This is a genomic window from Burkholderia sp. S171, from assembly GCF_009766085.1.
Lineage (GTDB): Bacteria > Pseudomonadota > Gammaproteobacteria > Burkholderiales > Burkholderiaceae > Caballeronia.
In genome coordinates this window covers 63237-75817 of record NZ_LMUF01000032.1, presented here as the reverse complement: position 1 = coordinate 75817, position 12581 = coordinate 63237, and the positions used below count along the sequence as shown (strand labels likewise).

Sequence of the window (12581 nt, the reverse complement as noted above, 5' to 3'; positions counted from 1 at the left end):
GCTAACGAACCGCAAGTTGCATCTGTGGAATTGCATAGAGCGATCTCAATTCATAGAAGAAGCGGTCCTCGCTAAATCGTTCGCGTGCCTCGCGCTTTGCGTTACGCGCGATTTCCTTTCGAAGGGGGCCGTCGTCGGCCATGCGATTCAGAAGCACGATCGCCTCTGCGGCGCTCTCAAAAAGAAAGCCCGTCTGCGCGTGCCGCACGGCGTCGACGTTGCCCGCGCACTTGGTTGCAAGAACCAGCGTGCCAACGCTCATCGCTTCGATGACGGAAACGGGCATGCCTTCCCACGACGACGTGGAGAGAAAAATATCGGCTCGTTCCAGTTGTTGCAGCACTTCGGCACGGCTTAACCAACCCGTTACCCTAACGCCGGCGGCGAAGAGAGTCTGTTTGAACCTTTCGTCGCCGTCACCAATCCAGACGAACTCGACGCCTTGCCGGTCGAACAAGCGGGCGATCTGCGCAAATAGCGGAGGGTTCTTCTGCAGCCTGATGCCGCCCACCATGACGACGCGCTTGATTGACGTGGTGGCCCGATCCACCCCGGGTTCGCCGCTCTCGCCGGTGACGCTCCTCTCTATTGCGTTCTCGACGAGAACAATATGCCTGTGGAGGTAGCGTCGCACGGCTGCGCATTCGCTAACCGAGCAGCCGACGTAGGTGCATGTCCTTAGGGACGCGAGCAATTCCAGTCCGATGAAGGAGAGCCTGCTAAGCGCAGAGACATCGGCTCGCATGAACGAGATGCAATGAGGGCTATAGAAAAACCTCGCCGATCCCGCACCGAAGATCGTCGCCACCCGGCCGAGAAAGCCTGCAAAGGAAGAATGCAGATGGACAATGTCCGGGCGCAGTTCTCCAATTGCCTTGCGTAGCCGGGTGATGACGAACGGCAAAGGTGGTCCCTTCATTTGAATGTGGCGCAGCTCGACCTTGGGATGAAAGAGGCTGCGGAGATTCTGAGGCGTCTCCACGTGGATGGAGAAAATTACATACACATCATGCCCCTCTGCCGCCAGACGATTCGAGATCGTCAAGACCATCGAGAGCGTTCCCGTGGCAGTTGACTCCATGACCTGAATCACTCTCATTGAGAGGCTCCTTTGACGTGAGGGATGAATGTGTGAGCATCGACCATCAATAAGCTCCGTCTCGTTCAAAAACGACTTTTAACGTCCTTAAAAGAATGGAAAAATCAAGTGCCAAAGAAGACTTCTTGACGTAATCGACATCCAGTGCGACACGCGTTTCGTAGTCCAGATTGCTTCGACCGCTAACTTGCCAAAGGCCAGTGACGCCCGGCTTGACCATCAGGTAGTAGCGAAGGTCATCGCCATACTTGGCCAGCTCCTTCTCGACGATGGGGCGCGGCCCAACGAGACTCATGTCGCCGCGCAGCACGTTCCATAACTGCGGCAGCTCGTCGAGACTCGTGTTGCGCAGGATGCGGCCGATCGCCGTAATGCGGATATCGTTCTTCAGCTTGAACGCTCGGTTCCATTCCTCGCGTGCCTGTTGATCGGTGGCGAGAAAGTGCTCGAGCACGGCATCGGAATCCTTGACCATCGTGCGGAACTTCAGGCATCTGAATTTTCTTCCTCCTAGCCCGACTCGAGGGTGTCCGAAGACAGGGCTTCCCCCGTCACTCATCACGATGAGAACTGTGGCGAGCAGCAGCGGGAACAGGAGCACAAGCAGCGTGAATGCGATCTGGATATCAAGCGCCCGCTTGACGAAAGCTCTAAAGAGAGCAGACATGCCGGTCGAACCGCAAGCGGTATCGGCGCACGACGCCCTGCCCTGTAGCGATTCATCGTCGAAATCGGTAGCGCGATTCGCTTGAAGCGGCTCGGTGATGCTTGCGACATACTTGGATGCATCTCTCGCGTCCATAAGACCCGCGTCAAAACGATGCTTGGTCATCGCGGCTTCTCCGTCATCGGGAATGCGCCCATGCTGCTCGACGAACGTGCCAACGCATGTGTGTTGGGGACGATCGGGTTCGGCTGAGCGTTGATAAAGGCGGCACGGGCCGCTCGTTGATATAAAAACGTTTCATGCGCGAAACAGTGCCGCTTACATGCTGCCCTTGCGATCTAGCAAACCATCTCGAGGACCTCGCATTCGTATGGGGTCCAAATAAAGCAGTTCACCAGTAAAGCAGGGCATTCATCTGAAGGCTGTGTTGCGAAAACGTGTTTAATTTACGAGAAGAAGAAGCTTGGGGCACGACCGCGAGATAGTCAGGTCGGAGTACGAGAACGAGCGCGTTACAGGCAATAATCTATTAGTTCGGAGTCCAAATCCATGTTTCTTGGAGACTGTAGAATAGAACAGGAAATAAAAACAGTGGAAATCAAAAAATAATTGAAGGTCATGCAAGACAGTATTGGTGCACCCGCTCGCGGATAACTTCCCACGAATAGTTTTTCCTCGCATAAGAGATAAGCATGCGGGCCTCCTTATCTCGATCCGCTTGCGGGAGCGTGAGCCGGTACTCGAACTTGATCGCCAGGTCGTCGATTGAATCGAATACGTAGTCACCCTCAGGAAGGTACTCGCGTGCGCCTTCTACGTCGCTGCATATTACCGGTAAGCCCGCAGTCAATGCTTCCAGAAGGGCGTTATTCGCGGTAGCGAACTGTAGCGGCAAGAGCATGAATAAGGCCCCCCGCAGTACCTCGCCATATGCTTCTCTGCTCAAGCGCCTATGGCAGATAACGTTCGCATGCGCATGGACGTCTTTAAGCCTTTCGGGTTTCATGCCGACGAGATCGAACATGACTTCTGGATAACGGTGTTCGAAGAAGACCAAGATCCTTTCGAGAAGTCGATAGTCGCGATAGGTGTCGCCCACCACGGCAATCCTGCAGGAGCGGGAGCTTGAGTTTGAATGCTCAGCCTTATCGTTTCGGCACCATGCGCCATGCGAAATGCGCGCGACGCGTCCCGGAAAATCGCGCTCGAAGACCGCCTGTTGCTGACTTGTCAGCGTAATAAATTTATCGACGAAACGCAGGTTAAAGCGCTTCAGTTTCCTGACGAGCGAGCCGTCCCGATGCATCCAGTAGTCCTCGCCTAAATGTACGACGTATACAACTCGCTTGCCCATCAGCCGCAGGATAAGCGGAGACACGTAGCTCGTTTGCTCGGGATAGAACAAAAGGACTGCTCGATAAGGCACGGCCCGAACGATTGTCAGCAAATCGATCATTATGAAGTTGAGACGCCGCCTGAGGGAGCGCACCGAGCCATCGCTGCCCCATAGCTGGCCGCCGTCCACATAGTCGGCGCCCGATACAACAACGTGATGGTAACCAGATTCGTCATCGTGATGCTCCCAGCGAAAGCCGGAATACAGGACGCGATGTTTATCCGTTGCATGAATCGATGACGATGTCATGACGTAGACCCTCATCGAAATGGCGATGTTTTAGGCGATTGGAGCGATGATGCCTCCATAAAATAAATGTGCGCAAGTAATTTTCTTAGGATAACGAATGTTTAGACAAACTGTTATCTTGAACATCCTGAATATCAATTCAACGCGATGATGCTCCTATAAAATAAACGCGCGCAAGTAGTTTCGTTAGGTTAACGAATGTTTAGACAAACTGTTATCTGGAAAGCCTGGATATCAATTGAACGCGATGATGCCCCTAGCAACTGACGACGCGCAAGCTATTTTATTAGGGTAACGAATGGTTAGACAAGTCGTTATCTTGGATAAGCCTGGATATTGATTAATCAGGGGGATTTTCCATATGATTAATCAAATGGATTTTCCATATTGAATGAGGAAAGCTAAAAACATACTTCAAGGTCGCTAACAGGCGCGGAGTGTGTGGGAGCGCACACTCCGCGTTTTTTTGAAGCATGTATAAGGATCGAGCTATGCAACCAAGGGGGATGCGGATGAGACCGAAGGTTTTTATGCGCGAGGTCTTCACGCGAGTCGTGCTCGTCAGTGGCATTGCCACTGCGGTCCGGCATCTCGTTTGGCGAGACAGGGTAGCAGTCCTGCTTTATCACGACCCCGATCCGGCGACACTTGACGCGCATCTGACCTACCTGCGTACGTTTTGTGACCTGGTGCCTCTCGCTGAAGCGACTACGCGAGGATCAGGTCGTCCACGCGCCGCGATCACGCTCGATGACGGCCATGTGGGCAATGCTCGACTGCTTCCCGTATTCATCAAGCATGGTGTACGCCCTACCATTTACCTCTGCAGCGGCATCGTGGCACAGCCGCGCACTCATTGGTGGATGCATCCTGGCGCACTTGAGGCGGGCGTCGAGCGTCTTAAAAGAATGACCAATAGCGAGCGGCTGTCGGAATTGCGATCGCGCGGATTTCAGCGCGACACTGAAACCAGCGCGGCGAGCGCCACGGGACTTAGCGCGGCGCACATCGAAGCGATGCGTCCGTATGTCGATTTCCAGTCGCACACGCGCTTTCACCCCATCCTGACAAAATGCGACGACCCGGAATGCGTCGATGAACTCTTTGGTTCAATGAACGAGGTTGAACGGCTTACCGGCACAAAGTGTCAGCACTTCTCTTATCCGAACGGCGACTATGGTTCGCGTGAGATCGCCATGCTAAAGGCGGCCGGGTATCGAACAGGGCGCACCGTCGATATAGGCTGGAATGACGAATCGACTGATCCGTTCCAGCTCAGGGCGCTGGATATTCACGACGATTCATCGGTAGCGTGGTTCGCCGCGCAGCTCACTGGCATCACGCAGTTTCTGCGCTATGTTCTTAACGGCGGCGGCATCAGCGGCCGGAAGCCGCAGGTCTGAGTCATCCTGGGACAAGCCGGCAAACGCGGTGGACTCGATTGTTTGACGATACGGCCGTGATCCAAGACGCAATGCAACGCGCCGACGGCTGGTCCTCGCAACCAACCTCTGGCGCGTGCCTGCCTAAGGCTTGCCCAAGGCGAATAGCACCGTGAACACCGCGGCCGTTAAGGGATTAATCCGCCCCAGCGCGGCTGCGAGCTTGAGCTTGTCGCGCATGCCGTGCGGGCGGCTAAAAAGCGACGCAATAAAGCGTCCCCGTTCAAAACGGCGGCTCAAGCTTCCGACAGGCAGAGGAAGCCGCGCTAGTTTCGCGTGAATGCTCCGAATCAGCGCGTTTTCGGCTTTGGTCGCGTGATAGCGCTTACGGAACATGAAGGTGTCGAGTACGTCGACTTCTTCAGGCGTGAAGCTGCAGCCAAGATTCGCCATCTGGCGCCGGCGGATCTCGCCGGAGCTCTCTTCGAGCTGCCGCCGCTTGAGACGCGTGACGTTCGTTTCATGAACGCGGTAATACAACAATTGCTCTGGAAGGTTCACGATGTCGCCGCCGGCCTCTACGATCTGCACCCAGAAGTCGTAGTCCTCCGAATGTGGCGCGCGCTTCCGATACTGAATTCCGTGCGCGACGAGCCATTCCCTGCGCATCAGGATCGCGCTATGGATCATCGGATTGTCGAAGATCAGGCGCGTCCTGACGGCCCCTGCGGTTTGCGGCACGTTCAAGACGCCAGTCTTCACGCCGAAGAACCGACCGTTCGAGCCGAGTGCTACCACCTCCTCATGCTGTTCAAGGAACGCAACCTGAATCGCAAGGCGCTCCGGCGGACTGTAGTCGTCGGCATCCATGCGCGCGATGTATTTACCGGTAGCAAGGCCGAGGCCAATGTTCAGCGTGGCGATGAGGCCGAGATTCTCGCCGTTCTTCACGACGTGAATACGATCGTCCTCGCGCGCAAGCCGTTCGACAATTTCCAGCGTACCGTCGGTCGAACCGTCGTCGAGTATGAAAAGGTCGAAATCGGTCCAGGTTTGCGTCAGCATGGCGCGCACTGCTTCCTCGACATAAGGCGCCGCGTTATGCGCAGGTAGGATGATGGACACGGTGCGGCATGTCGCCGGCTCGAAACGTTCGGGTCTATTCATAATTGCCTACGTAAAGGTTGATGAGTGGGCCATCAGGATCTGCCGGGATTTGGACCGCAATAGATTGGTCAGCATTCGTTGACCGAATCGCGACTCTTTAGCAAATGGCGCGCGTCGCCTGCGATTGTCGTTGTGTCATCCTTCGCTAAATTGGTGCCGTTATAAAGCAAGCAATAGACCATCGAAGTCTTTAGCAGCCCGGGTTTGGCACAGACTATCCGTGATCGGCGGAGCCCGGGGCAAAACTAGCAAATATGTTTCGAAAGTGAATCGTCAAGCTACCTTGTCAAGGATTTGATCCCTTGGCTGCCACGGCGACGCGGCGGGGCGCAGGGCTAATTAATGAACATGGAGTTTGAGAAACGTACTAATTTTACTGTGCCACAAATACTAAGGCATGTTGACAATCATCGCCGAGGGGGCTGTTAACTTGTGAGGAAAGCTGTTTCCGAGTAGACAGGGTCTTCATCGTCCAGGTTCGTCCACGGACTTGCTTTCTGGAGACATGGTGAATGATTCGGGCCTTCGGCAAATCCGCTGATGCTGCTCGCGTATCCGCCAATTCCGAGTTGCTCGTATCTGCTCATTGAATGCCTTTGTGTGCGCGTGCGACGCGGCCTTTCGCGGTCAGTTGCCTCACCACAGTTTTGCCAAACCGCGACTTCACCCATGTATGAACGAAACCAAGGAAGTTGAACGTCGTCGCTAATGCCTTTTCCGATCATCACCCACTGACTTTGGCCTGAAGCGGAAATCGACCACTCTTGTCTTGTTCGCATGAAGTTCCAGTCCGTACTTCCCCATTCGCCTGCCGAGCACCTCCAGAACACGCTCTGCGTCGTCGTCGAGCGCCCCTCGTGCGCACCGCATCACAATCGCCTCCCTTATCGCTGCCAGTGCTCCATGCGCGCTGCGACCCGATCGGAACCCGAACAAGCAGTCCATGAAGTCCTGCTCGTAGATCGGCTCCATCAGCATCACGATGGCACGTTGGGCCACCTTGTCTTGGAAAGAAGGATACCGAGTCCACGCAGACTCCATCGGCTTTTTCCATGAAATGCCGACGAACTGTTGGTGCCCGGTAACTGCGTGTGCGCTGTACGCTCTTTATGCAGCCATTCGATGTCGCGGTGCGGCGCCGGTCGTCTTCCTGCTCAGGCTTGGGGATGCGCGCGACCGCCCGAACGCTCGCTCCGCTCGCCGCGTAATAGCGCATGAGCATCGACTGCAGCTTGTCGCTGTCAAGCCGGTCTGTCTTGGCGCGACGCGCACGGCGGTTCACCTCGATACTGGCCGAATCCATCACGAGATTCACGATGCCCTGTTCAGTCAGCCAGCGGTGCAGCAAGAAACCGTTGCGGCCTGCTTCATAACACTTGTAGACGGATGCGACGGCGCCGAGATGGCAACGCGCCTGATTTACCGCGCAAAGTTGATTTGTTATTTTTGATTCAAATTTGATAAACGCCACAGTTATTCGTATGAATATTTAAGACTCCACATCGTTTTCATCGGTAAATTTCGGCATTGCGCCCGGATTTTCATCACGAGAAGTCGTACCGATCCAATAAACCAGTATCTATTACTCATTCTCACAAATTGTTACGCATCGTAGCGCAACTGCTACTGACAAAAAATGTTTCATCGATGTAACATGAAATTCAGTTGTTGATGGAGTAGTTGTCTGCCTGTGAGTTCTACGCGCAGGTACGTTTTACCGCGCACTGACCTGACTAGTAAGGAAACGCTTAGCGCGCCGCTCGGCGCCATGGGTCTTCCTTTGCCTGCTCCAGCCTCTATCGCCTAACGTGGGCGTCGAAATGGGAAACGCTTTTATGAGTTGCTAATTCCACTTTGCGTGTTTTCGGTGACGGTCTGCTCGCAGCGATTCCGCAACGGCTCCGTTTCCCCTGTGCAAACTCGGCTGCCACGGGTCTATACCAGGTCAGCACCGCAATTTCCATAGCGGTTCTTAAGGACTCTTTGAGATTTCTACCGCCGTAATTTCGGGCTTGCAAATGCAGCGTGCATTGACGGTCAACGCGGGATGCAGACCACTGCCGGCAGGTCGGTGGGGTCGCGCACCTATGAGTCGCAGTGCCTCGCGTTCGGTGCCTCGGGTGTCGACGAGGCTCCGTAAGGCCTTGCGGCCGACAACTCGCCGTCCGTTGTAGCCCGCCTATAGCCAGATGTGTGCGAGCCCTTCTGAGCATCCAGGCCTACCTCCGTAAGTAGTGACTTTTCAATTTAGATATGCCGCTGAAACGTCCCTTAGTACACCAAACGTATTTTGAGGTCAGATCGCAGCGGCCGCCACTGAGATTTGTAGCCGATGGATAGAAGCGCGCGGTTGGTACGACCGCTAAGCAATGTATCAAAAGGTTCCTTTGTAGACGTTTCATTGAAAATTTCGATGGTGGAGAAACTGATTATGTTAGTACAACGAAAATTTTTCGGCGCGTCCGCGCTTTGCATACGAGTGATTCGCGGGTCATTGAGTCTATTATTTCTTTGTGTATTTTTCGGGTCGACTCCGTCAGAAGCGACTCCGGCCCAGAGCCAGGGAACCCAGGCCCGCAACGTCGCGTCCTTCATTGGCAGTCTCGGCATCAATGTTCACATGGGATGGGCGAACACGCCATATGCAAACCCATCGGCCGTGGGGGATGCCCTCACCTACATTGGGATTCACAACGTACGCGATGTTTATGGACAAAACGCGCAATTTACATCCGGTTATTCCCTCCTCTTGCCCAGTGGTAACCACGTCAATATGGTGGTCGGCCAAAATATTCCCGGGGCAATCTCAATGCTGCACAACTTCGAGGAACTCTACCCCGGCAGTGTAGCTTCGGTTGAAGGCCCCAATGAAGTCGATAACTGGCCGATCACCTATAACGGTTTGACCGGTTCTGCCAGTTTCGATGCCTTCCAGCGGGCTCTTTACCAGGCCGAAAAAGCTGACTCCCTGCTCGGCAAAAAGCCTGTTTACCTCCTTACATTCGGAGGCATTGCGACGAGCGACTACAGCGGCGTGGGCAACATGAGTGCCTACTGCGACGCCGGGAACGTGCATATCTACTACAGTGGTGGTCAACCGGCCTACGGCTGGAGCCCGACTGACAGCACGTGGTATTGGACCAATTGGATGAAAGCGGCGAATGTCGATGCTCCGACCCGTCCGGTGGTAGTGACCGAAACCGGTTCGACGACCTCGCTCGGCAACGGTGGTGTGAGCGAAGCTGTGCAGGCACGCACTAATCTGAATGCGTTAATGGACGGAGCACGCTATAACAACCCGGCGGTCTATATGTACGAGCTCATGGAAAGCTCGAACGCCGGGCCCAGTGACGCAGAGAGCCACTTCGGTTTATTCAACTGGGATGGTAGCGCCAAACCCGCGGCAATAGCACTCCACAACTTCACAACCACCCTCATGAGCGCCAACGTCAATGGTTCGTTCACGCCGGGAGCTTTGGTTTACCAGGTATCCGGTCTGCCGAATCAATGGGCGGGGCAGATATTGTTCCAAGGCCAAGACGGGGCATTCTACATTGTCATTTGGGCTGAACCGATAATCTGGAATGCAACGAATCACACTGCGGTTGCGCCTCCGACATACCCCATTACGGTAAACTTCGGCACTGCCAATCAAGTCTCCGTTTATGATCCGATTCAAGGCACCCTGCCAATTCAGAGTGCTTCGAGCGTGAAGTCTATAACCGTCAATGTCGCGGATCATCCGATTATCGTGAAGGTGACAAGTGTTGCCGGTGGCGTTACTGCAAAAAAGCGATCGCAGCATGGGGGGTGACGTTTGCGCGTAACGGTCGTGGGACTGCCTCTGTTAACCTGGGAAGGAACTGCGTAGATTCTCGACATTGGGTGGGAATATGCGCAAGGATAAACGCTAGAGTCGCGAGCCTAAGGGAATCTGTCGAGTCAGGAACTGGCGGAGTACAACGCAGGGCTGATCGCGCGAGGCAGCTTGACCACGGATCGACGAGAGCGCATTCCTGAGTGGGAGCGAAGCGAGAGCTTTCAAGCGCGGCAGGCCGCACGTCTACTCGGACGCAATGATTCAGGCCGTGCTCACGCTTAAGCACGGCTATCATTTGACGCTTCGAGCCTCTCAGGGTTTTGTGCAAAGTTTTCGTGAACTCGCATTTGCGGACCTGCCTGTGCCCAACTATAGAACGCTAAGCCGCCGTGCCGCAGAGGCTGTACTGAGACTTAACTGGTGGCAAGGTGACGACCGTGTCGCATCTCGTCAATCGCGCGTACGGCTTCCAGGATCGTTTCGGCCATCGGCCCCTCTATTCGCTGCACCTCTTAGCCGGTGGTGTGTGCATATCGTTCTTGCGACGTGACAGGGCGCGCTTTCCGTCTTGCCTATTCCTTGCTCTCTGGAAACATACATCCGCCATTGCGGACCAGCGCCTTCACCTCTTCGCTCACCTGCATGGGGCTTTGACTTAATCGAGCAACGAATTCCTTAAGGCGTCGCACGTACGACTTCGAATCGTGCTTCGCACTCCAAAGGACTATGTTAAGCACGACAGGAATGAGATCCAGGCCCTTCTCGGTCAGCGTGTAGAAGTCCTTGCGCCCGTCGTCGGGGCTGGGCGCCCTTGAGAGGATTCCTTGCGCCTCAAGAAAGGCAAGGCGGGAAGCAAGCACATTGGTCGCGATTCTCTCTTCCGATTTCAGGAACTCGCCATAAGTCTTCTTGCCGACAAAAACGATGTCGCGAATGATCAAGAGCGACCAGCGGTCGCCGAACATCTCCACGCCGTAGTTCACTGCGCAATGGGACCGAATGTCTTCTTTCGATATCGTCTTCATGGCTAGATATTAACATCACTTGTATATCGCAAGTAAATTTCGTTGTTTACTTGTTTTTTGCAAGTAATGTGAATAGGATGGTTGCTAGTGGTCACGAGCAACACCCAACTCGCCAGGAGACTGCATGAGCACTATCAGCATCATCGGCACAGGCGGCATGGCCGCAGCGATAGGCGGCCTTGCCGCCAAAGCCGGACACACCGTAGAGCTGATGAGTCGCGACGCCGCCAAGGCGCGGGCGCTGGCCGAGAAGGTCGGAGCCGGCGCGACGGCAGGGACGTTCGGCACCGCCCCGTCCGGGGACATGGTCATCCTGGCGGTTCCCTACTCCGCCGTTCTTAACGTGGTGAAGCAGTACGGCGAAGCGCTGGCAGGCAAGGTTCTTGTCGACATCACCAATCCCGTCGCCTCCGATCACACGAGCTTCGTGACCGCTGGCGACAGTTTCGGCGCGCAGGAGATCGCCAAGGTTGCCCCTGCCGATGCGAAAGTCGTCAAGGCGTTCAACGCCCAGTTCTCCCACGTCCTGGCTGCCGGTCCCGCCGAGGGACAATCATTGGACGTGTTCATCGCCGGGGACGACGCGCAGGCGAAGGCACGCGTCTCGGCGTTCATCGAGAGCCTCGGACTGCGCCCGATGGATGCCGGTCCGCTGCCCATGGCAAGGACGCTGGAGCACGCCTGCCTGCTGTCGCTGGGCCTCCTCATCCACTCCGTCAAGCACAGCAACTTCTCAATCGGCGTCAGTTTTCTCGGCTGAGTGAACCGATAGAACCCCCTCTCGGATCACATCACTAATAAGGATCACTAACATGAATGTTTTCGTCACTGGCGGCACCGGCCATATCGGTTCGTACATCATCCCCGATCTCATCGCCGCCGGCCATGAGGTAACTGGCCTAGCCAGATCGGACAAGTCCGCGGCGACGGTGTCCGCGCTCGGCGCCAAGGTGCGTCGCGGGGATATCTCCGACCTCGATGGGCTCAAGGAAGCAGCAGCGGAGTTCGACGGCGTCATCCACGTCGCGCACAGGCAAGACCTGCTGCCCTCCGGCGGCCTTGACGCCGTGACCGCTGCGGAGCTCCAGGTCATGCTTGCGTATGGCGAGGCACTGGCCGGAACCGGAAAGCCGCTGGTCGTGTCGGCGAGCATTGGCTCGCCCGGGTGGGAAAACCTGGGCCGGCCAGCCACCGAGGAGGACCCGGCCCTTCCCGGCGGCAATGCGTACAAGGGCACCCTGCGGGTTCGCAACGTCGTGGAGCTCACCGTAGTCGGCCTCGCGGAGCGGGGCGTGCGCTCTTCGGTCGTACGGATCCCGCCCATCGCGCACAGCACGACCGATGCCGGCTTCCTCCCGCTGCTGATCGGGCTCGCGAAGGAGAAGGGCGTTATCGGCTACCCCGGAGACGGCGCGAACCTGTGGCCGGCCGTGCACAGCCGCGACCTCGCCTCCTTGTTCCGCCTGGCGCTGGAGAAGGGTCCGGCTGGCAAAAGTTGGCACGGGATTGAGGGCGAGGGCATCCGGTTCCGCGAGATCGCGGAGGCCATTGGCAGCCGTCTGGGCCTGCCGGCTGTGAGCATTCCCATGGACGTACTGATGCTGCCTGGATACTTTGGATTCCTTGCGAATTTGGTCACACTGGACCTCCCGGCGTCCAACCTCATCACCCGCCAGACGCTCGGCTGGGAGCCTTCTCAGCCCGGCCTGATCGAGGACCTCGACAACGGCCATTACTTCCCTGCCCTCTGAGTTGACCTGAGGCAGGAAGCCAAGT

General features: G+C 56.0%; 9 protein-coding genes and 2 pseudogenes. 5 read left to right on the top strand and 6 right to left on the bottom strand.

The window, feature by feature from the left end; translation table 11 throughout:
• Position 1 precedes the first annotated feature (1 nt).
• The 3 genes and pseudogenes from GSQ93_RS17515 to GSQ93_RS17505 form a co-directional block, all read right to left on the bottom strand.
• Positions 2-1099, bottom strand: a complete 1098-nt coding sequence (locus GSQ93_RS17515) for a glycosyltransferase (protein WP_158936957.1) — start codon at positions 1097-1099, stop codon at positions 2-4.
• A 46-nt stretch (positions 1100-1145) separates the two neighbouring features.
• Positions 1146-1742, bottom strand: a pseudogene (locus tag GSQ93_RS17510) (sugar transferase); the annotation flags it as partial.
• A 640-nt stretch (positions 1743-2382) separates the two neighbouring features.
• Positions 2383-3291, bottom strand: a complete 909-nt coding sequence (locus GSQ93_RS17505) for a glycosyltransferase (RefSeq protein WP_158936928.1) — start codon at positions 3289-3291, stop codon at positions 2383-2385.
• 632 nt (positions 3292-3923) lie between these two features.
• Here GSQ93_RS17505 and GSQ93_RS17500 point away from each other — a divergent pair.
• Positions 3924-4814, top strand: coding sequence for a polysaccharide deacetylase family protein (locus GSQ93_RS17500; RefSeq protein WP_254073916.1), 891 nt, complete (start codon positions 3924-3926; stop codon positions 4812-4814).
• Between the two features lie 123 nt (positions 4815-4937).
• Here the strand turns inward: GSQ93_RS17500 and GSQ93_RS17495 are convergent, their stop codons facing one another.
• Together GSQ93_RS17495 and GSQ93_RS38135 are read right to left on the bottom strand one after the other, a co-directional pair.
• Positions 4938-5960, bottom strand: coding sequence for a glycosyltransferase family 2 protein (locus GSQ93_RS17495; RefSeq protein WP_158936927.1), 1023 nt, complete (start codon positions 5958-5960; stop codon positions 4938-4940).
• Between the two features lie 724 nt (positions 5961-6684).
• Positions 6685-7431, bottom strand: coding sequence for a hypothetical protein (locus GSQ93_RS38135; RefSeq protein ID WP_254073915.1), 747 nt, complete (start codon positions 7429-7431; stop codon positions 6685-6687).
• Between the two features lie 942 nt (positions 7432-8373).
• On the opposite strand from GSQ93_RS38135, the gene GSQ93_RS17485 reads away from it, so the two are divergent.
• Positions 8374-9774, top strand: coding sequence for a hypothetical protein (locus tag GSQ93_RS17485; RefSeq protein ID WP_158936926.1), 1401 nt, complete (start codon positions 8374-8376; stop codon positions 9772-9774).
• Positions 9775-9892: 118 nt separating this feature from the next.
• Positions 9893-10180: pseudogene (locus tag GSQ93_RS38130) on the top strand (transposase); the annotation flags it as partial.
• A 172-nt stretch (positions 10181-10352) separates the two neighbouring features.
• Here GSQ93_RS38130 and GSQ93_RS17475 read toward each other — a convergent pair.
• Entirely contained in the window at positions 10353-10805 is a 453-nt protein-coding gene (locus GSQ93_RS17475) for a helix-turn-helix domain-containing protein (protein ID WP_158936925.1), read from the bottom strand.
• A 124-nt stretch (positions 10806-10929) separates the two neighbouring features.
• Between GSQ93_RS17475 and GSQ93_RS17470 the strand changes: the two genes are divergently transcribed.
• Positions 10930-11565 carry an NADPH-dependent F420 reductase gene (locus tag GSQ93_RS17470; RefSeq protein WP_158936924.1) on the top strand — a complete coding sequence of 212 codons (636 nt, stop codon included), beginning with the start codon at positions 10930-10932 and terminating at the stop codon, positions 11563-11565.
• A 52-nt stretch (positions 11566-11617) separates the two neighbouring features.
• The gene (locus GSQ93_RS17465; protein WP_158936923.1) at positions 11618-12556 is read left to right on the top strand and encodes an SDR family oxidoreductase; all 939 of its coding nucleotides are present in this window, start codon (positions 11618-11620) and stop codon (positions 12554-12556) included.
• Positions 12557-12581: the final 25 nt, after the last annotated feature.

What these genes read in the sequence shown, in the direction of transcription:
- GSQ93_RS17515 (WP_158936957.1), bottom strand. Translation starts at nt 1,099, where the DNA reads ATGAGAGTGATTCAGGTCATGGAGTCAACTGCCACGGGAACGCTCTCG.
- GSQ93_RS17500 (WP_254073916.1), top strand. Translation starts at nt 3,924, where the DNA reads ATGAGACCGAAGGTTTTTATGCGCGAGGTCTTCACGCGAGTCGTGCTC.
- GSQ93_RS17495 (WP_158936927.1), bottom strand. Translation starts at nt 5,960, where the DNA reads ATGAATAGACCCGAACGTTTCGAGCCGGCGACATGCCGCACCGTGTCC.
- GSQ93_RS17485 (WP_158936926.1), top strand. Translation starts at nt 8,374, where the DNA reads ATGGTGGAGAAACTGATTATGTTAGTACAACGAAAATTTTTCGGCGCG.
- GSQ93_RS17475 (WP_158936925.1), bottom strand. Translation starts at nt 10,805, where the DNA reads ATGAAGACGATATCGAAAGAAGACATTCGGTCCCATTGCGCAGTGAAC.
- GSQ93_RS17470 (WP_158936924.1), top strand. Translation starts at nt 10,930, where the DNA reads ATGAGCACTATCAGCATCATCGGCACAGGCGGCATGGCCGCAGCGATA.
- GSQ93_RS17465 (WP_158936923.1), top strand. Translation starts at nt 11,618, where the DNA reads ATGAATGTTTTCGTCACTGGCGGCACCGGCCATATCGGTTCGTACATC.